The sequence below is a fragment of the Streptomyces griseus subsp. griseus genome (assembly GCF_000720255.1).
Lineage (GTDB): Bacteria > Actinomycetota > Actinomycetes > Streptomycetales > Streptomycetaceae > Streptomyces > Streptomyces griseus_I.
In genome coordinates, this window is record NZ_JOJE01000001.1 from 193,376 (window position 1) to 212,831 (window position 19,456).

Consider the following 19,456-nt stretch of genomic DNA (forward strand, 5'->3'; position numbering starts at 1 on the left):
TTCATCGCTGACTCCTTCGAAAACGGCGGACGTTGAAGACCATGGCCGGGATCACCAGCAGCAGGAGCAGGACACCCAGCGCGCTGCCGAGCCCTTGGTTGTTGCCGCCGCCGAAGGACACCAGCCACATCTGCGTGGCGAGCACGGTCGCGTCCTCCTGCACGGGCCCGGGCGCGATGATGTAGACGAGGTCGAACACCTTCATCACGTTGATCACGAGGGTCACGAAGACCACGGTCAGCACGGGTGCCAGCAGCGGCACCGTGATCCGCCGGAAGATCTGCCACTCGTTCGCGCCGTCCATCCGCGCCGCCTCCAGCGCGTCCCGCGGCAGCGCCGCGAGTCCGGCCCCGATCAGCACCATCGAGAACCCGGTCCAGATCCACAGGTACGCCCCGATGATCGCCGGTGTGACGAGCGCGGGTCCGAGCCAGGAGATCCCCTCGTACGGCGGAGCGAAGTTGGAGGCGGGCAGCCGCACGGCGTACGAGCCGTCGGCGAGCCCCTCGAAGCGGAAGGAGCCGTCGGACGCGGTGGTCGTCGTGGCGACGGTCCTCCCGTCGCGCACCGCCTCGACCCTCATCTCCGGCAGCCCGCTCTCCCGCCGGTCGACCTTGCCCTGCTCCCCTCCCCCGCCTCGGGTGAAGTCGAGGTAGACGACCCCGCGGAGCTCGTCCGGCGCCGCCTTCCGCCCGGCGGCCGCGTACGCGGGCCGGGCCCCACCCGGGAGGTCCTCGGGCAGCACGCCGACCAGGCCCAGCGCCACCGCGTCCCCCGGCGACGCACCGGTACGCGTCTCGTACGAGCCGTCCGCCTCCTTGGTGACGCCCTGCCCGTCACGGGCCCGGGCGGTCGGGTACGTCGACGTCCCCTGGAAGGCGTCGTGCACGGAGACCACGGCCGCGTTCAGTACGCCCTTGTCCGGGTCCTCGTCGTAGGCGAGCCGGAAGATGATGCCGGCGGCGAGGAAGGACACCGCCATCGGCATGAACAGCAGCAGCTTGAACGCGGTGGCCCAGCGGACCTTCTCGACCAGCACGGCGAGGATCAGACCGAGGCCGGTGAGCAGGGCCGGGGCCACGACGACCCAGATCGCCGTGTTGCGGATGGCCTTGATCGTCGCCGGGTCGCGGAACATCTCGGTGTAGTTCTCGCCGCCCACGAAACGGGTCCCGGAGGCGTCGAAGAAGCTGCGGCCGACGGAGAACAGCACGGGGTAGACGACGAGCGCGCCCAGCAGGAGCAGCGCGGGCAGGACGAACAGCAGGGCGGCGGTCCGGCCCCGCCGCCGGTCGCGCCGGACGGGCGCGGCACCGGCGGCGCCCGGGGGCCTCGTCTCTTTCACCAGGGTGGAGGTCATGGTCAGCCCTGGTACGCCTTGACCGCCGCGGCCTCCAGCTTCGCCGCGGTGCCCTTCGCGTCGGACGGGTCGCGCAGGAAGTCCTGGAGCAGCTTCCACTCGCCGGCGCCCTTGGTGCCGCCGAAGGCCGCGGGGGCCTGGTCGGACATGTCGAAGCGGACGGAATCACCGGCCTGCACGAGGGACTTGGCGGTGGCCCGGGTGACAGCGTCGCCGTAGGAGGCGAGGTCGAGCTTCTCGTTCGGGGACAGGAAGCCACCCGCCTCGGCCCACACGGCCGCGGCCTCCGGCGTCGCCAGGTACTCCAGGAGCGCCTGGGCGGCCTTCTGGTTCTTGCCGTCCTTCAGGACGGCGGCCGCGTCACCGCCGCTGACCACCGGTGCCTTGCCGGCGCCGACGGCCGGGAAGGGGAAGAAGTTCGCGTCCTCGCCGATCTTCTTGCCGAACTGGTCCTTGGCGACCCCGGCCACGAAGTCACCCTCGTAGACCATGCCCGCCTCGGGCTTGGGTCCGAACACCTTCTCCACCGAGCCGGGGAAGTCGGTGTTCAGGGCGCCCTTCTGGCCGCCCGCGATCAACTCCTTGTCCTTGAAGAGCTTGCCGAGGGTGGTGAGCGCGTCGACCACGCTGGGGTCGGTCCACTTCAGCTTGTGGGCGGCGAGGGCGTCGTACTTCTCCGGTCCGGCCTGGGAGAGGTAGATGTTCTCGAACCAGTCGGTGAGGGGCCAGCCGTCCTGTCCGGCGACCGAGAAGGCGGCGAGCCCGGAGTCGGAGACGGTGTGTCCGGCCTTGAGCATCTCGTCGTAGGTCTTCGGAGGCTTGACGCCGGCCTGGGTGAGGGCGTCGGGGCTGTACCAGACCGTCGACTTGTGGGCGGCCTTGAAGTACAGGCCGTAGAGGGTGCCGTCGACGCTGCCGTAGTCCTTCCAGACCGGCGCGTAGTTGGCGGCAACGGCCTGCTGGGCCTTGGTGGACAGCGGCTTGAGCCAGCCCTTCTGCGCGAACTGCTTGAGCACGCCGACCTGCGGGACCATCACCACGTCGGGGGCGTTGCCGCCCTCGATCTTGCTGCCGACGACGGTGGAGACGTTGTCCCCGGTGGAGACGAACTGCGTCTTGGCGCCGGTCTTCTCGCTGAAGGCGTCCAGCACCTTCTGGAAGTTCTTCTGCTCGGTGCCGGACCAGACACCGGCCACGGTGACGGTCTGGCCGCCGAGCGCCTTGTCGCCGCCGCCGGCCGTGACGGGCCCGCCGCCGCAGGCGGTCGCGCCCAGCGTCAGTGCGAGGGCGGTGCAACCGGTGAGCAGGGTGGTACGTCGTCGCATCATCGTTGATGTCCCTTCGAGGGTGTGGAGGTGACGGGGGTTCAGCGGTCGTTGATCCACCAGGCGGCCGTCGAGCCGGGGAGCACCCCGGCCGGGCAGGGCCCGCTGGACAGCAGGGGGGTACCGGGGACCGGCGCGGGCGTGGGTGCCGTACCGAAGTTGACGGCGCAGACGAAGCCGTCACCTTCGTCGCCGCGGGCGAAGGCGAGGACGCCGGGCGGGGCGTCCAGCCAGCGCAGCGGCCCTTCGCCCAACTGGGGCAGAGTGGCGCGTAGTTGGAGACCGTCGCGGTACAGGTGCCAGAAGGAGCGGGTGTCGGCGAGCGCCCGGTCGGTGGCGTGTTCGGCGAACCACTCCGGCTGCGGCAGCCAGGGCTTGGTGCCCTCCGGACCGGAGGTGAAGCCGAACGGGGACGCCTGGCCGGACCAGGGCAGCGGCACCCGGCAGCCGTCGCGGATCCGGGCGCGGCTGCCCGTGCGGCGGAAGATCGGGTCGGTGAGCACGTCGTCGGGCAGGTCGACGACCTCGGGAAGCCCCAGTTCCTCGCCCTGGTAGATGTACGCGGCTCCGGGCAGCGCCAGCATCAGCAGCGCGGCGGCGCGGGCGCGGGCGGTACCGAGGCCGCTCCCACCGGGGGCGGGTTCTCCGTAGCGGGTCACGGTGCGGACCTGGTCGTGGTTGTTGAGGACCCAAGTGACCGTGGACCCCGTGCCGGCGATGTCCTGCATGGCCTCGGAGATGACCTTGCGGAAGGCGTCGGGGTCCCAGGGAGCACTCAGCAGGTCGAAGAAGAAGGCCTGGTGGAGTTCGTCCGGGCGGACGTACAGGGCGTGTTCGCGGGCGCTGGGCACGGACACCTCGCCGACCAGGAGCCGTTCGCGGCCGTCGCGAGCCGTGTACTCCTCGCACACCGCGCGCCAGTGCCGCCACACGCCGTGCACCTCGGGCTGGTTCCAGGCGAGTGGGTTGACGGAGTCGCGGGTGCGGGCGTCGGCCTCGGGGTCCGGGGAGTCGGGCAGGTCCGGGTGCTTGAAGAGGCCGGCGGCGACGTCGATGCGGAAGCCGTCGACGCCCCGGTCCAGCCAGAACCGCAGGGTCCGGCCGAACTCCGCCGGGACCTCGGTGTTGCGCCAGTTCCAGTCCGGTTGTTCGGGCGTGAACATGTGCAGGTACCACTGGCCCGGGCGGCCGTCCGCCTCGGTGATCCGGGTCCAGGCCGGGCCGCCGAACATGGCGTGCCAGTTGTTGGGTGGCTCGGCGCCGTCCGGGCCGCGCCCGTCGGCGAAGTGGAAGCGGGCGCGGGCCGCGCTGCCGGGGGCCGAGGCGAGCGCCTCACGGAACCACGGGTGCGCGCTGGAGCAGTGGTTGGGCACCACGTCGAGCAGCACCTTGACGCCGAGCCGCCGGGCGGCCGCCATCAGCAGGTCGAACTCGGCGAGGTCACCGAAGAGCGGGTCGACGTCGCAGTAGTCGGCCACGTCGTAGCCGTGGTCGTGCTGCGGCGAGGGATAGAACGGGCTCAGCCAGATCCCGTCGACGCCCAGCTTCTTCAGGTAGGGCAGTCCGGCCCTGACCCCGGCGAGATCGCCGACGCCGTCTCCGGTGCTGTCCAGGAAGCTGCGGACGTACACCTGGTAGATCACCGCGTCGCGCCACCAGTGGTACTTACTCAACATGCATGCATGTTAGGTAGGCGGGTGACGAGGGTGTCAACGAAAAGGTGCTCTCGTAGGGCGAGATGAGACCTAGGCGTTACTTAACAAGTAACTAAGAAGATCGCGGGAGCTATCGGTGAGAGATCGCGGCGAGCTCGCGCGCCAGCCGCCGCACCGCGCTCTCGGGCGTCTCGCGCCCGGTCATCGCGTCCTGCACGACCGCCTGCACGACCAGGCTGACCTGGTCGTAGCGCGGGCTCTTCGGGCGCGGCGCGGCCGCCAGCACACTGGCCCGCAGGGTCGGCAGATGGGGGAACTCCCGCACCAGCTCGGGGTCCTCGTACAGCGCGGCGCGTACGGGCGGCAGCGCGCCCTTCGTCAGGACCTGCCGCTGGACGGACTCGCTGGTGAGGTAGGCGATCAGGCGCGCGGCCGAGTCGGGGTGCCGTGCGTGGGTGTTGACGGCGAGATTGGAGCCGCCGAGGACGCTCGTGCCGGGTCCGTCGGGGCCGGGCAGCGGCACGGCGCCGACCTTCCCGGCGACCGGCGAGCCCTTGGCGGAGGCGCCGACGTACGCGTACGGCCAGTTGCGCAGGAAGAGCAGCTTTCCGTCCTGGAAAGCCTGCTTGGACTCCTCCTCCTTGTACGTCAGCGCCGCCTTCGGGATCCACCCCTCCCGCACCCCGCGCGCGAGGAAGCCGATGCCCTCGCGGGCGGCGGCCGAGTTCACGGTGACGCGCTCGCCCTCGTCGCCGAGGATCGAGCCGCCCGCCGAGTAGACGGCCTCGGCCGCGTTGACGGTCAGACCCTCGTACGGCAGGAACTGGCCGGCGTAGCCGCCGAGTCCGTACTTCGGCGCGATGGTCCTCGCGTCGTGCTCCAGCTCGGTCCAGGTGCGCGGCGGCGGGACGCCTTCCTCGGCGAGGACGTCCTTGCGGTAGAGGAGCAGGCCGGCGTTGGTGACGTACGGGACGGCGTACAGCTGTCCGTCGTAGGTCGCCGTGTCCACGACCGGCGGGAGCAAGGTGTCGAGCGGGAAGCGATCGGGGGGCAGCGGCCGGATCCAGCCGGCGGCGGCGAACTCCGAGGTCCAGCTGACGTCGATGTTGAGGACGTCGAAGCGGCTCTGGTCGCCGCCACGCAGATCGGTGGTCATCTGCGCGTGCGTCTCGTCGGCGGAGTCCGGGAGCTCGACGAGCGTGACCCGCTCCCCGGGATGTGTGCGGTTCCAGCCCTCCAGGACGGTGCCGAGATAGCCGGTGAGGTCGCCCGCGGTGGCGAGCGTCAGAGGGCCCCGGGCCCCTGCCGTACCCTCGTCGGCGCGGGCGCCCGAGGCGACGTAGCCTGTCATGATCACAACGAGGACGAGAAGGCCCCTACCGGCGGCGTGTATCCACCGCATAGGTTCCTCCCTGTACACCTGGAGCCGAGCGCCTTCGCCCGAGACCGCCGCCAATCAAGGGCCATGTATACCTGTTAGGTATGGGCGATACTAGGGCCTGGAGCACATTACGCAGACGAGGAGGACAGCACGAGTGCGCCTGCCCCTCCTGGCTCTCCTCGCGCGCGGCCCGGCCCATGGTTACGAGCTCAAGCAGGACCTTGAGCAACTGCTGGGCTCCGCGTACCCTCAGCCGAACGTCGGCCAGGTCTACGTGACCCTCGGCCGCCTCGAGAAGCAGGGACTGATCGAGGGCGAGGACGTCGAGCAGTCCAGCCGTCCCAACAAGAAGGTCTACCACCTGACCGACAGCGGGCGGGAGGCGCTGCGCGCCTGGTTCGAGGAGCCCGAGGACGAGCCGCGGGTACGGGACGAGTTCTTCATGAAACTGGCCCTCGCTCCGCAGACCGGTCTCGCCGAGCAGATCGCCCTGATCAACAAGCAGCGGCGCCAGTACCTCAACACCATGCGGCACCTGTCGAAGCTGGCCGCCGCCGAAGACCGCGACAACCGCATCGCCCAGCTGCTGATCGAGGGCGCGATGCTGCACCTGCAGGCCGACCTCGACTGGCTGGAACGGTGCCAGGAAGAGCTGGAGGAGCTGGAGTGAGCGAGCTGTGAGCGACCGCCCCACTCCTGTGCTGCGCGCCGAGGGCCTGGTCAAGACGCACTACGGCGAGGGTGCCCCGGCGCATGCCGTGCGCGGGGTCGACCTGTGTGTGCGGCAGGGCGAGTTCGTGGCCGTCACCGGGCCGTCCGGCGCCGGCAAGTCGACGCTGCTGCATCTGCTGGGCGGGTTGCAGCGACCGGACGCCGGCAGCATCTGGCTGGACGGCGACTGCACGGACGCCTATGGCGAGGCGCGCTGGGCGGTGGAGCGCCGCAAGCGGATCGGGATCGTCTTCCAGTTCTTCAACCTGGTGTCGAACCTCTCGGTCGCCGACAACGTGGAGCTGCCGGCACTCCTCGCCGGGGTTCCCCCGAAGCAGGCCCGCGCGGAGCGGGAGGCACTGCTGGCCGAGCTGGGCCTGGCCGGCAAGGAACGCAGCATGCCGGGTGAGCTGTCCGGCGGCGAGCAGCAGCGGGTCGCGCTGGCCCGGGCGCTGGTCAACCACCCTCCGCTGCTGCTGGCCGACGAGCCCGCGGGCAGCCTGGACAGCAAGGGCACCCGTGAGGTGATGCGGTTGCTGTCCCGCTTCCACCAGCGTGGGCAGAGCATCGTCCTCGTCACCCATGACGCACGGCTCGCGAGCTCCGCGGACCGGGTGATCAGCTTCTTCGACGGGCGGATCGCCGACGACGCGGAACTGGACGGCATGCCGACGCGCGGGACCGGCATCTCCGGGGTGCTGGAGCTCAGGGACTGACATGCGGGTGTACGACGTCCCCGGGGAGGGCTGACACGGTGCGGGCCACCTTGCGCTGGGCGCACTCCGATCTGCGCACGCACCGCGGAGAGGCGCTGTTCCTCGTCCTGGCGACCGCCGGAATCGTCGTGTCGCTGCTTCTGGCCACGGCGCTCTTCGGGTACGCCACCAACCCCTGGCAGCGCGTCTTCACCCAGGCACGCGGTGCGCACGTGTGGATCCACACCGATCGGTCCGCCCAGGTGGAGAAGCTGGCGGGCCTCGACGGCGTCGAGTCCGTCGCGGGGCCCTACCCCACCGCCTCCGCCACCCTCGCCTCCCGCGGCGCCCGCGCCTTGGTGGAGCTGCGCGGCACGCCCGAGCGGCCCGCCGTCGGCCGCCCGCTGATCACCGCCGGGCACTGGCTGGACCCCACGACCCCCGACGGCGTGGTGCTGGAGAGCCGCCTCGCCCGCGCCCTGCTGGCCGAACCCGGCGACACCCTCGCCCTGCCCGGCACACCGCGTCGGCTGACCGTCCTCGGCATCGCCGACAGCGCCGAACCCCGCTACCACGCGGGCGAGCAACCGGGCCTCGTCTGGGCGCTCCCGTCGGCCGTGCCGGACGCCGGCGGCCAGGTCATCGGCCTGCGCCTGACCGACCCCGACGACACGGACTACGCCGTCCAGCGCGCTGTCACCGTGCTGGGCGCGGGCGCCATCGGCGAGGTCTCCACCTGGCGACAGGCGCGCGCCGAGGCCCAGGGCGACAACCGGCTGCTGGGGCAGGTCCTCGGCCTGTTCGGCCTCGGTGCGCTGATCGCCGCCGGGCTCGCCGTGCACGGGGCGATCGCCACCCGTATCCGCGGGCATCTGCGGGACATCTCCGTGCTGAAGGCGATCGGCTTCACGCCCGGCCAGGTCGTGCGCGTGTTCCTGCTCCAGCACATCGCCTACGCCCTGCTGGGAGGCGTCGGCGCCGCCGCGTTCACCCAGGCGGTGGGCGGCCGGATCCCGGGACGTCTCGGGGACGCGGTCGGTGTCTGGCAAGGGCTGCCCGGGCACACGGTCGCGCTGTTCGTGGTGCCGGCGGGCGCGGTGCTGTTCATCGGCGCGACCACCGGGCTCGCGGCCTGGCGGGCGGGGCGCGTGCCCCCGGTTCCGGTGCCGCGGCCCGCGGTCTCGCCCGGCGGGCGGCTGTCGGGTGTGGCGCGCCGGGCGCTCGGGCTGCGGCTGCCGCCCGGCCTCGTGCTGGGCTGCCACAAGGTCCTCACCAGCCGCCTGCGGTCGGTGTCGACGGTGGCCCGGCTGGCGCTTCCCCTGCTGCTGATCGTGGTCGCGATGAGCGCCTGGACCACCATCGACCGCTTCCGCAGCAGCCCCGACGAGGTCGGCCTGCCGACCGCGCTGACCGTCCACGCGGACACGGGTCCGAGCACCCCGGACGTCCGGACCCTGCTGGAGCACGATCCGCAGGTCGCCGCCGCCTACCCGGGCGTGGAGGTGGCCGCGCTGGTCCCGGGCCAGACGGCCACGATCGCCCTGCGCGGCCTGGGTACCCGCGCGGAGCCGTACCCGTACACCCTCACCGAGGGCCGCCCCGCCCGCGGCCGGGACGAGGCGGTCGCCGGTCAGGGGCTGCTCGACCTGCTGGACGTCCGGGTCGGCGACTGGGTGCGGATGACGGTGGGCGACCAGCCGCAGATCCTGCACATCGTGGGCCGCAGCATCGAGCCCGAGAACGCCGGGCGGGTCATCTCCACCTCGCTCGACACCCTCCGCGAGAACGACCCGCGGCTGGCGCCGACGCTCTACCAGGTGCGGCTGCGCCCGGGCGCCGACCCGTCCGAGGTCGCCGGCCGGCTGACCACCGCCGGGCACGGCCACCTCGACGTGCACACCGTGACCAACCCCGCCGACGGGCTTTCGCCACTGCGCGGTGTCGTGGTCGGACTGATCGCCGTCCTGGCCCTCATCGGGCTGATCGAGCTGCTCACGGTGATCGGCGGCACCGTCCGCGAGGGCGAGCGGGACCTGCTGGCGCTCAAGGCGATCGGCCTCTCGCCGCGCCAGATCACGGCCGTCACCGTCACGGCCACCGGCTGCACCGCCCTGGCCGCCGTCCTCGTCGGCACGGCGCTGGGGCTGCCCCTCGCGCACTGGCTGATCGACGTCCAGGGGCGGTCGAGCGGCATCGGCCCGGGCATTGCCCGGGGGCCGTCGCCGGTGCTGCTGGTTCTGTTCGGCGCGGCCGCGGTGCTGGGCGCGGCCGCGCTCGCCGCCCTCCCGGCGGCCCGAGCGGCCCGACGCCGCCTCGCGGACACGCTGAGCGCGGCCGCCTGACGGGCCGAGCCGCCGCCGGCCGGGGCGTCACTGCCGGCCGCGCAGCTCCCGGTACGTGGCGACCAAGGCCTTCGTCGACGCGTCCAGGCCGGGGACGTCCGCGCCTTCGGTCAGAGCGGGCTCGACACGCTTGGCCAGGACCTTGCCCAGCTCCACGCCCCACTGGTCGAAGGAGTCGATGTTCCACACGGCGCCCTGGACGAACACCTTGTGCTCGTAGAGGGCGATGAGCTGACCGAGGACCGACGGGGTCAGCTCGCGCGCGAGGATCGTGGTCGTCGGGTGGTTGCCCTTGAACGTCTTGTGCGCGACCAGCTCCTCCGGCACCCCCTCGGCCCGCACCTCCTCGGGCGTCTTGCCGAACGCCAGCGCCTGGGTCTGGGCGAAGAAGTTGGCCATCAACAGGTCGTGCTGCGCCTTGAGTTGGTCACTCAGCTCGGCGACCGGCTCGGCGAAGCCGATGAAGTCCGCCGGGATCAGCTTGGTGCCCTGGTGGATGAGCTGGTAATAGGCGTGCTGTCCATTGGTGCCCGGCGTGCCCCACACGATGGGCCCGGTCTGCCACTCGACCTCACGCCCGTCCCGGCCGACGTACTTGCCGTTGGACTCCATGTCCAACTGCTGGAGGTAGGCGGCGAACTTGGACAGGTAGTGCGAGTACGGCAGCACCGCGTGCGACTGGGCGTCGTGGAAGTTGCCGTACCAGATGCCCAGCAGGCCCAGCAGAAGCGGGGCGTTGGACTCGGCGGGCGCGGTGCGGAAGTGCTCGTCGACGAGCCGGAACCCGTCGAGCATCTCGCGGAAGCGGTCCGGGCCGATGGCGACCATCAGGGAGAGCCCGATGGCGGAGTCGTAGGAGTAGCGGCCGCCGACCCAGTCCCAGAACTCGAACATGTTGGCCGTGTCGATGCCGAACGCGGCGACCTTCTCGGCGTTCGTCGACAGCGCCACGAAGTGCTTGGCGACGGCGGCCTCGTCACCGAGGGCGTCCACCAGCCAGGCGCGGGCCGAGGTGGCGTTGGTGATCGTCTCGATCGTGGTGAACGTCTTGGAGGCGATGATGAACAGCGTCTCGGCCGGGTCCAGGTCACGGGTGGCCTCGTGCAGGTCGGCGCCGTCCACGTTGGAGACGAAGCGGACCGCGAGGTCGCGGTCGGTGAAGGCACGCAGCACCTCGTAGGCCATGGCCGGGCCGAGGTCGGAGCCGCCGATGCCGACGTTGATCACGTTCCTGATGCGCCTGCCGGTGTGGCCGGTCCAGCCACCGGAGCGGACGCGGTCCGCGAAGTCGGCCATCCTGTCGAGGACGCCGTGCACGGCGGGAACGACGTTCTCACCGTCGACCTCGATGACCGCGTCACGCGGCGCGCGCAGGGCGGTGTGCAGCACCGCGCGGTCCTCGGTGGTGTTGATCTTCTCGCCGCGGAACATGGCGTCCCGGAGGCCGAAGACGTCGGTGGCGGCGGCCAGCTCACGCAGCAGCCGCAGCGTCTCGTCGGTGACGAGATGCTTGGAGTAATCGATGTGCAGGTCCCCGACCTGCAGCGTGTACCCGCCCCCGCGGCCGGGACCGGCGGCGAACAGCTCGCGCAGCCGCACCTCCCCCAGCTCCTCGCGGTGCTTGGCCAGAGCGGTCCACTCTGGCGTCTGGTTGAGCCTGGTACGGCCGTATGCGTTCATGTCGGACTTCAGCCTTCTTTCCTGCACCTGTCCTGCTGCGTACCTGCCCCGCTGCCGGTCCCAACCTAGTTGATCAGCGGGCGCCGTGAGCTGCTGTGGCGCGGTCGTGCGGGGCGACAACAGATACGTCCGGGCGGCGTACGGGTATCAGCGCGGCGACGGCGAGGACGAAGAAGGCGGCGGTGAGCAGCGGCGGTGCGTCGAGGCCCCACGCGGTGGCCACCGGGACGACGGCCCCGGTCCGCACGATGCCCGGTCCGCACGATGCCTGCGAGGAGCACGGCCCGGACGGGGCCGATCCGTCGGACGAGCCGGCCGTCGACCGGGCCGCCGGCCAGGCCGCCGAGGGTGACCGCGGTGGCCGCCGCCGCGTAACCCGCAAGACCCGCGTTCAGCCAGCCGGTGACCAGGAGGATCAGGGTGACGAGCTGGGCGCCCATGCCGATGTTGCACAGGGCGGTGGCGGCGCGCAGGCCTCGCAGGGAGCCTCGCGCCACAGGTGGCCCGTCCACATGGCCCGCCGCCGGTCCAACCGGTCGGCAACGGCTCCGCCGAGCAGTCCGAAGACGATCCAGGGCAGATGACCGCGGGCGGTGACCGAGGCGATGAGCAGGGGCTCGTCGGTCAGCGTGACGCCAGCAGGGGCAGCGCCGCCGCGCGAAGCCGGACAGCACGGCGGCGCTCCACAGCCGCCGAAACCTCCGCGCCACGCGGGCGTGCCCGACGCGGCGCCGACCAGTCGCTCCGGCGCTCGCGCTGCGCGCAGCGCCGTGCGCACGCCCGTCGCCTCGACCGCCGTCACCGCTCCCCCTCCCGGTCCGCCATGAACAAACCGTAGAGGGCACCACTGACAATCGGTCCGCGAGGACGTACGCCCAGCCGCGAAAACAGGTCCGGCCAGGCGCCCCATGGGCACCCGGCCGGTCCTCAACTTCTAGATCTCGCCGCGCAGTTTGGCGAGCGCCTCGGCGAGGATCGCCTCACCGTCCGCGTCGCTGCGCCGCTCCCGTACGTACGCGAGGTGCGTCTTGTAGGGCTCGGTCCGCGGCGGGTCCGGCGGGTTGTCCCGGTCCTGTCCGGCCGGGAAGCCGCAGCGCGGGCAGTCCCAGTTGTCGGGAACCTGTGCGTCGCTGGCGAAGCTGGGCTGCGTCTCGTGCCCGTTGGAGCACCAGAAGGAGATGCGCAGACGCGGCGCGGACTCGCCGCGCTCGGCCTCGCCCATCGGCCCCGCCCCGACCCGGCTTCCTCGGATCGCGTTGCCACTTGCCACGGTCGTAACTCCCTGCGTGATGGTGCCGCGAAGCGAGTCGGCGTTCCGCTTCGCCGCGAGCGCCTCAGTCTACGTAAGGCCCAACGCGCGTCCAGTGCTTGGAGTTACAAGGTCCCCGCTCCCGGGCGCAAGCCCCATGATAGGCCGCGCTCACGTGCGCGTACCGAACATGGGGCCTTACGTACGGAATGTGCGTATGTGCGAGCGGCGGATCAGCTGCTCGTCTTCATGAGGAGACCGAGGACGATGATGCACGCGAACCACAGCAGGCCGATGACCACGGTGATGCGGTCGAGGTTGCGCTCGGCGACCGAGGAGCCGCCGACGGAGGACTGCATGCCGCCACCGAACATGTCGGAGAGGCCGCCGCCCTTCCCCTTGTGCATCAGCACCAGCAGCATCAGCAGCAGGCTGAAGACGATCAGGGCGATCGAGAACCCCAAAACCACGGCTGGACCAACTTCCTCGGATTCGGATGGACGACGGGGCCCAGCTCACAGTGCTGGACCCCGCAAGGGTACGACGGATCGCCGCTACCGCATACTCACAGCTCGGATCACTGGTCGCGGAAGCGCACGATCTTGACGAACTCGTCGGCGTCCAGGGAGGCACCGCCCACCAGGGCGCCGTCGATGTCGGCCTGCGCCATGATCTCGGCGACGTTGCCGGCCTTGACGGAGCCGCCGTACTGGATGCGGACCTGGTCGGCCAGCTCCTGGCTGTACAGCTCGGCGATCTTGCCGCGGATGGCGGCGCAGACCTCCTGGGCGTCCTCGGCGCCGCAGACCTTGCCGGTGCCGATGGCCCAGACGGGCTCGTAGGCGATCACGACGGTCTCGGCCTGCTCGGCCGGGAGGTCCTTGAGGCCGCCCTCGACCTGGGCGAGGGTGTGCGAGACATGGTTGCCCGCCTCGCGGACCTCCAGCTCCTCGCCGACACACAGGATCGGGGTCAGGCCGTGCTTGTAGGCGGCCTTGACCTTGGCGTTGACCAGCTCGTCGGTCTCGTTGTGGTACTGGCGCCGCTCGGAGTGGCCGATCGCCACGTACGTGCACTTCAGCTTGGCCAGCATCGAGCCGGAGATCTCGCCGGTGTACGCGCCGGAGTCGTGCGCCGAGAGGTCCTGGGCGCCGTACTTGATCTTGAGCTTGTCGCCGTCCACCAGGGTCTGCACGGAGCGCAGGTCGGTGAAGGGCGGCAGGACGGCGACCTCGACGGCGTCGTAGTCCTTGTCGGACAGGGCGAAGGCGAGCTTCTGGACGTGGGCGATGGCCTCGAGGTGGTTGAGGTTCATCTTCCAGTTGCCCGCCATCAGCGGCGTGCGCGTGCTCATTGGGTCAGTCCTCCAGTGCGGCGAGGCCGGGGAGCGTCTTGCCCTCGAGGTATTCGAGGGAGGCGCCGCCACCGGTCGAGATGTGGCCGAATGCGGTTTCGTCGAAGCCCAGGATCCGGACCGCCGCGGCGGAGTCGCCGCCGCCGACGACCGTGAAGGCCGAAGAGTCGAGGAGAGCCTGGGCGACCGCCTTGGTCCCCTCGGCGAATTCGGGGTGCTCGAAGACGCCCATCGGTCCGTTCCAGAAGACGGTGGCGGCGTCGGTGATCTTCGAGGCGTACAGCTTGCCGGACGCCGGGCCGATGTCCAGGCCCATCCGGTCGGCCGGAATGGCGTCCGCGGCGACGGTGGTGGCATCGGCCGGGGCCTTGGTCTTCAGGTCCGGGAACGCGGGGGCGACCACCGCGTCGACCGGCAGGACCAGCTCGACGCCGGTCTTCTCGGCGCGCTCGATGTACTCCAGGACCGCCGGGATCTGGTCCTCCTGGAGGAGGGACGCGCCGACCTCGTGGCCCTTGGCCTTGAGGAAGGTGAAGGCCATGCCGCCGCCGATGAGGATGCGGTCGGCCTTGCCCAGCAGCTCGTCGATGACGGCGAGCTTGTCGGAGACCTTGGCGCCGCCGAGCACGACCACGTAGGGCCGCTGGACCTCGTCGGTGAGCTTCTTCAGGACGCCGACCTCGGTGGCGATCAGGTGGCCGGCGTAGTGCGGCAGCTTGCCGGGGAGGTCGAAGACCGAGGCGTGCTTGCGGTGGACGGCACCGAAGCCGTCACCGACGTAGGCGTCGGCCAGCGCGGCGAGCTGGTCGGCGAAGGCGCCGCGCTCGGCGTCGTCCTTGGACGTCTCCCCCGCGTTGAAGCGGAGGTTCTCGACGACCGCGACCTGTCCGTCGGCGAGGCCCGCGACCGTGGCGGTGGCGGACTCGCCCACCGTGTCGGTCGCGAACGCCACGGAGGCGTCCAGGAGTTCACCGAGGCGCGCGGCGGCCGGGGCGAGCGAGAAGGCCGGGTCCGGGGCGCCCTTGGGACGGCCCAGGTGGGAGGCGACGACCACACGGGCGCCCGCCTCGGCGAGGGCCTTCACGGTCGGCAGGACGGCGCGGATACGGCCGTCGTCGGTGATGGTGGTGCCGTCCAGCGGCACGTTGAGGTCGGCGCGGACGAAGACCCGCTTGCCCGTGACGCCCTCGGCGAGGAGTTCGTCGATCGTCTTCATTGAAGGGACTCCCGAGTGGACTGGTGGTGCTCGTGATCGTAAGAGGGCCGGTCTGTACGTGAGTCAGGGCCCGGACGGCGCGTCCCTGCGCCGCCCGAGCCCTGCACTCACATCAATGTGCCTGCTCTGTGGATCAGAGCTGGTTGCCGACGAAGACCGTCAGGTCGACGAGGCGGTTGGAGTAGCCCCACTCGTTGTCGTACCAACCGAGGATCTTCACCGACTTGCCCTCCTGGACCATGGTCAGGGAGGAGTCGAAGGTGCAGGACGCGGGGTCACTGACGATGTCGGAGGAGACGATCGGGTCCTCCGTGTAGGACAGGTAGCCCTGCAGCTCGCCCTCGGAGGCCTTCTTGAACGCGGCGTTGACCTCGTCCTTGGTGACCTCGCGCTCCAGCTCCACGACCAGGTCGGTGGCGGAACCGGTGGGGACCGGGACGCGCATCGCGATGCCGTCGAGCTTGCCCTTGAGCTGCGGGAGGACCAGCGCGGTGGCCTTGGCGGCACCCGTGGTGGTCGGGATGATGTTCTCCGCGGCGGCGCGGGCGCGGCGCAGGTCGGAGTGCGGGAAGTCCAGGATGCGCTGGTCGTTCGTGTAGGCGTGGACCGTGGTCATCAGGCCCTTGACGATGCCGAAGTTCTCGTCGAGAACCTTCGCCATCGGCGCCACACAGTTGGTGGTGCAGGAGGCGTTCGAGATGACGTGGTGGCTCGCCGCGTCGTACTTGTTCTCGTTGACGCCCATCACGATGGTGATGTCCTCGTCCTTGGCCGGAGCCGAGATGAGAACCTTCTTGGCGCCGCCGGCGAGGTGCTTCTCGGCGTCGGCCTTCTTCGTGAAGATGCCCGTCGACTCGATGACGATGTCGACGCCGAGCTCGCCCCACGGGATGTCGGCGGGGTTGCGCTCGGACAGCACCTTGATGGTGTGGCCGTCGACCGTGATCGTGTCAGCGGTGTGCGACACCTCGGCCTTGAGACGGCCCAGGATGGTGTCGTACTTCAGCAGGTGCGCGGTGGTCGCGGTGTCACCCAGGTCGTTGACAGCCACGATCTCGATGTCTGCACCCTGCTCCAGCAGCGCGCGGAAGTAGTTACGACCGATGCGGCCAAAGCCGTTGATGCCTACGCGGATCGTCACGAACCGATCTCCTCGTTGGTACGCCGGTTGCGAGACCGGCGATTCGTATTGGGATGTCCCCGACCGCCTACGACCCTACCTCTCTGAAGCCGCCGGGGTGACATTGAGACGTCCCATACACGGCACGGCGGTCCGTACCCGCCAGTAGGGGTACGGACCGCCCGGCCCGGAAAGGCCACTCACTCGATCCGGTTACGGAACGTCAGTTGCCATTGACCGCGTGTCACTCATGCAGGGAGTCGAGTGCCGTTCCCACGAGGGCCGCGCGCTCGGCCGCCGACGTGAGGTGTTCCAGACCGAACCCCAGCAACACGGTGTCGTCCGTGGTGACGGCGCCGTACGTCTGGAACAGGGCTCCGGAGCGGCCCCAGTCCTTGACGACCGCGGGGCTGCCCGCGGGCGGGCCGGGGGTGCTCCACGCACCGAGCGAGGTCTCGAAGCCCTCGGTCTCGACGGCGTTGCCTCCGATGACGACGGACGCGTTGTCGGCGAGGACGCCGCGGCCGCCGGATCCGGGGTCGGTGATGTAGCTGAGGGAGACCTCGACCTTCTTCCCGGCGTACGCGGAGAGGTCGAAGGAGACCTCCTGCCAGCCGGCCGACGCCCCGGTGAAGCTGTTCCACGAGCCACTGGTGCCGGAGGCCGTGCAGCCGCTGCCGGAGTGCGTGAGGTACCGGGTGAGGGCGGGGTGCGCCTGGATGAAGAACCCTGCGCCGCACTCGGCGGGCACGACGTCGCTCGTGGCGCCGCCCTTGTCCGGGAGCGTGGTCCAGTCGTCGGCACCGGCGGTGTGCGCCTCCAGGACCGCGTGGTCGTACCCCTTCTCGGTGTCCCACAGGAGCCGGGTGCGCAGCGTGGGCGTCTGGGAGGCGGTCACCGCGGTGAGGTCGACGGTGCGGGTGAGGCGGTCCCAGGCGTAGTCGCTGTGCGTGGCCGCGGCCATGAAAGCGCCCTGGTACGGCCCGTAGGGGTTGGCGGTGCCCGGGTAGCGGCCCGCTCCCGCACTGGCGAACTGGGGGTACTTGCCCGGGGAGAGGGTGTCCGAGGTGACGCTGTAGGAACCGGCCGCGTCCAGGGGGTTGCCGGGCGCGCCGCCCAGGGTCGCGGTGGCTCCGGCGAGGTCGCCGGTGCCCTCGAAGGCGGTGGTGCCGGGCAGCGACGTACGGGTGTAGGCGCCCAGGTAGTACTGGCTGAAGTCGTCCGACGGGGTGCCGTCGCCGAGGTCGACGGCGCCGCCGGCCTTTTCGCCCGCCTCGATCAGCTTGCCGCCCTCGTTGAGGTAGGCGCGCAACTGGAGTTGGGTGAGGTTGCCGGGAGTGCTCGCGCCCGTGTAGTGGACGACCGTCCCGAAGTGCTTGAGCACGCCGAGCGCGTCGGGGGCGCCCTGGGTGGCGACGTCCCAGACGACCGCCTTGCGGCCGTTGGCCTTCAGGGCGTCCACGTACTTCTGTGCCTGCGTGGCGGTCACGCCCTCCTCGGCTACCACCAGGGTGTTCGCACGGGGGCCCGCGGCGACCTTGTAGGTGAAGTGGTCGCTCGATGCCTTCTTGCCGCCGCGGGTCCGCCCGGTGAACCACACCTCGACCTTGTCGCCCGGGTCCGCGCCGCGCACCCTGGCCCGGTACTCGTCGAAGTGGCGGTTGTCGTCACCGCCGTACGTCTCGCCGCCCTTCCAGGGCCGCAGCGCCGTGCTCTTGGTCCGGCTGCCGTTGACGCGGTACTTGAGCTCCTTGTCGCGGACCGACTTGCGGGCGACGACGGAGACCTCCTGGTCGGCGCCGCGCGCGTAGGACGTGGTGAAGGGGGCCGGGGTGAAGTCGGCGGCCTTCAGACCGAGCGAGGACGTCGGCTGGTCGGGGTGGGCGGCGGACTCGGCGACGGAGAGCGCGAAGGGGATGTTCTTGGCGAACTCCTGCTGGATCAGCTTCTCGTCGTCGGGGAAGTTGAAGACCGACTGGCAGTCGGCCGCGTTCCAGGCGTCGTCCGGATCGAGGTTCGACGCGGTCTCGCAGGTCGACATCTCGGGGGTGAACATCGCCATGCCGTTGACGTTGGCCGCGTGGCCGTCCGCCTCGCCGTTGGTGGTGTAGAGCTCCGAGGAGACCTGCGGGTGGTAGCCGGGGATCGCGGAGTTGTCCGGCGTGCCGGCGAGGGCCTTGTAGAGGACGTCGTCCGGTGTGTCGGTGGCGACCTGCCAGCCGACGCCGTAGAGGAGGAGTTCGGCGGCGGAGTGGTAGTTGATGCCGTACTGGAAGCCGATGCGCCGCTGGAAGGCGTCGAGCGCGCGGGTCTCGGGCTCGGAGTCGGGGGCCGTGCCGCGGTAGGTCTCGCTGGTGGGGTTGGGGGACGAACCCTCGTCGTCGTAACCCCACTTGTAGGCGAAGTTGCGGTTGAGGTCGACACCGTCGCCGACACCGATGGCGCCGTCGCCGTTGGCGTCGCGCAGGTTCTTGCGCCACAGGCGGGTGTCGGAGGTCTGGAAGGTGTAGTCGTAGCCGTCGGGGTTGGCCGAGACGACGAACCACAGCTCGGTCGAGTCGACGATCTTCCTGACGCGCCGGTCGGTCTTGTAGTGGTCCAGGTAGTAGTGGAGCAGACGCCTCGTCATCTCCGGCGTGATCCACTCGCGCGCGTGCTGGTTGGACATGTACAGCACGGCGGGCTTGCTGCCGTCCTTGGACTTCTTCGCGCCCTTGGTCAGTTTGAGCGCGAGGATGTCCTGGCCGTTGACAGTTTTTCCGAGGGAGACGACCTTGGTGAGGTCCGAGTGCTGCCGCCCGGTCCTGACGATCTCTTCCTTGATGCCGCCGCGGCCGCTGTACGGGCGGTACACGCCGTCGGCGGCGGACTGGACGCGGTTCTCCGCCCGGGCCGAGAGGGTGTGCTCGGTGAGGTCGACGCCCTGCTTCTCCAGCTTCTGTGCCTGCTTGCCGGTGAGGTAGAGCTCGACGGTCGCGGTGCCCTTCGCGGGCGCCTGTTCGCCGAGTTCGTGGCCGTCCTGTCCGGCCGCCAGCAGCAGGGGTACCTGTTTCTTGGTGACCTCGGCGCGGTAGACCTTGACCTCGTCCGGGCCGGGGTCCGCCGCACGGCCGGGTTGTGCCTGGGCGATGGGTGCGATGCTCACCCCGCCGATCAGGAGCGCGCCGACAGCGAGGATCGATCTCGCTCTGTGTCTCATGTACCCCCCTAGCGGTGGTCCGCCACAGCGGCGGACAGATGCCAGGCTCATGACACTTCATGATCGAGTCAAGGGCGCCTCATGGGACGTCAAATGCCGGTGTCCTCACCCCAAAGGGGTAGGGAACACCGGCGTCTGACGGAACGTCCGTCGGGCTCCGTCGGCCTCC

The 19,456-nt window shown here is 70.6% G+C and carries 15 protein-coding genes; 3 read left to right on the plus strand and 12 right to left on the minus strand.

Annotated elements, in window-relative coordinates; genetic code table 11:
* Position 1 precedes the first annotated feature (1 nt).
* From IG99_RS00910 to IG99_RS00925, 4 genes are all read right to left on the minus strand, one after another.
* Positions 2–1,360 carry an ABC transporter permease gene (locus IG99_RS00910; protein ID WP_037668548.1) on the minus strand — a complete coding sequence of 453 codons (1,359 nt, stop codon included), beginning with the start codon at positions 1,358–1,360 and terminating at the stop codon, positions 2–4.
* 2 nt (positions 1,361–1,362) lie between these two features.
* Positions 1,363–2,688 carry an ABC transporter substrate-binding protein gene (locus IG99_RS00915; protein ID WP_037668550.1) on the minus strand — a complete coding sequence of 442 codons (1,326 nt, stop codon included), beginning with the start codon at positions 2,686–2,688 and terminating at the stop codon, positions 1,363–1,365.
* 38 nt (positions 2,689–2,726) lie between these two features.
* Positions 2,727–4,361, minus strand: coding sequence for a glycoside hydrolase family 13 protein (locus tag IG99_RS00920; protein WP_199815428.1), 1,635 nt, complete (start codon positions 4,359–4,361; stop codon positions 2,727–2,729).
* A gap of 109 nt (positions 4,362–4,470) precedes the next feature.
* On the minus strand, positions 4,471–5,742 hold the full coding sequence (locus IG99_RS00925) for an ABC transporter substrate-binding protein (protein WP_037668552.1): 1,272 nt from the start codon (positions 5,740–5,742) through the stop codon (positions 4,471–4,473).
* Positions 5,743–5,875: 133 nt separating this feature from the next.
* Between IG99_RS00925 and IG99_RS00930 the strand changes: the two genes are divergently transcribed.
* Genes IG99_RS00930 through IG99_RS00940 form a run of 3 tightly spaced genes read left to right on the plus strand, consistent with a single transcriptional unit; the run spans position 5,876 to position 9,469 of the window.
* Positions 5,876–6,391 (plus strand): PadR family transcriptional regulator, encoded by a 516-nt coding sequence (locus IG99_RS00930; protein WP_037668560.1) that lies wholly within the window; start codon positions 5,876–5,878, stop codon positions 6,389–6,391.
* 7 nt (positions 6,392–6,398) lie between these two features.
* A complete protein-coding gene (locus IG99_RS00935) occupies positions 6,399–7,148 on the plus strand; it encodes an ABC transporter ATP-binding protein (RefSeq protein ID WP_037668562.1) in 750 nt (249 codons plus the stop codon).
* Positions 7,149–7,186: 38 nt separating this feature from the next.
* Positions 7,187–9,469 carry an ABC transporter permease gene (locus tag IG99_RS00940; protein ID WP_037668564.1) on the plus strand — a complete coding sequence of 761 codons (2,283 nt, stop codon included), beginning with the start codon at positions 7,187–7,189 and terminating at the stop codon, positions 9,467–9,469.
* Positions 9,470–9,496: 27 nt separating this feature from the next.
* Here the strand turns inward: IG99_RS00940 and pgi are convergent, their stop codons facing one another.
* The 8 genes from pgi to IG99_RS00980 form a co-directional block, all read right to left on the minus strand.
* On the minus strand, positions 9,497–11,149 hold the full coding sequence (gene pgi / locus IG99_RS00945) for a glucose-6-phosphate isomerase (RefSeq protein WP_037668566.1): 1,653 nt from the start codon (positions 11,147–11,149) through the stop codon (positions 9,497–9,499).
* A 73-nt stretch (positions 11,150–11,222) separates the two neighbouring features.
* Entirely contained in the window at positions 11,223–11,396 is a 174-nt protein-coding gene (locus tag IG99_RS50025; RefSeq protein ID WP_234311726.1) for a hypothetical protein, read from the minus strand.
* A gap of 687 nt (positions 11,397–12,083) precedes the next feature.
* Positions 12,084–12,419: an RNA polymerase-binding protein RbpA gene (locus tag IG99_RS00955; protein ID WP_078947476.1), complete on the minus strand. Its 336-nt coding sequence runs from the start codon at positions 12,417–12,419 to the stop codon at positions 12,084–12,086.
* Positions 12,420–12,631: 212 nt separating this feature from the next.
* Positions 12,632–12,868 (minus strand): preprotein translocase subunit SecG, encoded by a 237-nt coding sequence (gene secG, locus IG99_RS00960; protein WP_078947477.1) that lies wholly within the window; start codon positions 12,866–12,868, stop codon positions 12,632–12,634.
* A 107-nt stretch (positions 12,869–12,975) separates the two neighbouring features.
* Positions 12,976–13,752 carry a triose-phosphate isomerase gene (gene tpiA / locus IG99_RS00965; protein WP_037668574.1) on the minus strand — a complete coding sequence of 259 codons (777 nt, stop codon included), beginning with the start codon at positions 13,750–13,752 and terminating at the stop codon, positions 12,976–12,978.
* A gap of 4 nt (positions 13,753–13,756) precedes the next feature.
* Positions 13,757–14,968 (minus strand): phosphoglycerate kinase, encoded by a 1,212-nt coding sequence (locus IG99_RS00970; protein ID WP_037668576.1) that lies wholly within the window; start codon positions 14,966–14,968, stop codon positions 13,757–13,759.
* Positions 14,969–15,101: 133 nt separating this feature from the next.
* On the minus strand, positions 15,102–16,109 hold the full coding sequence (gene gap, locus IG99_RS00975) for a type I glyceraldehyde-3-phosphate dehydrogenase (protein WP_037668578.1): 1,008 nt from the start codon (positions 16,107–16,109) through the stop codon (positions 15,102–15,104).
* 223 nt (positions 16,110–16,332) lie between these two features.
* A complete protein-coding gene (locus IG99_RS00980) occupies positions 16,333–19,287 on the minus strand; it encodes a M14 family metallopeptidase (RefSeq protein ID WP_037668580.1) in 2,955 nt (984 codons plus the stop codon).
* Between the last annotated feature and the right edge of the window lie 169 nt (positions 19,288–19,456).

Excerpts from the sequence above, each read along its gene's own strand:
- IG99_RS00910 (WP_037668548.1), bottom strand. The coding sequence starts at position 1,360 with ATGACCTCCACCCTGGTGAAAGAGACGAGGCCCCCGGGCGCCGCCGGT.
- IG99_RS00915 (WP_037668550.1), bottom strand. The coding sequence starts at position 2,688 with ATGATGCGACGACGTACCACCCTGCTCACCGGTTGCACCGCCCTCGCA.
- IG99_RS00920 (WP_199815428.1), bottom strand. The coding sequence starts at position 4,361 with ATGTTGAGTAAGTACCACTGGTGGCGCGACGCGGTGATCTACCAGGTG.
- IG99_RS00925 (WP_037668552.1), bottom strand. The coding sequence starts at position 5,742 with ATGCGGTGGATACACGCCGCCGGTAGGGGCCTTCTCGTCCTCGTTGTG.
- pgi (WP_037668566.1), bottom strand. The coding sequence starts at position 11,149 with ATGAACGCATACGGCCGTACCAGGCTCAACCAGACGCCAGAGTGGACC.
- tpiA (WP_037668574.1), bottom strand. The coding sequence starts at position 13,752 with ATGAGCACGCGCACGCCGCTGATGGCGGGCAACTGGAAGATGAACCTC.
- IG99_RS00970 (WP_037668576.1), bottom strand. The coding sequence starts at position 14,968 with ATGAAGACGATCGACGAACTCCTCGCCGAGGGCGTCACGGGCAAGCGG.
- IG99_RS00980 (WP_037668580.1), bottom strand. The coding sequence starts at position 19,287 with ATGAGACACAGAGCGAGATCGATCCTCGCTGTCGGCGCGCTCCTGATC.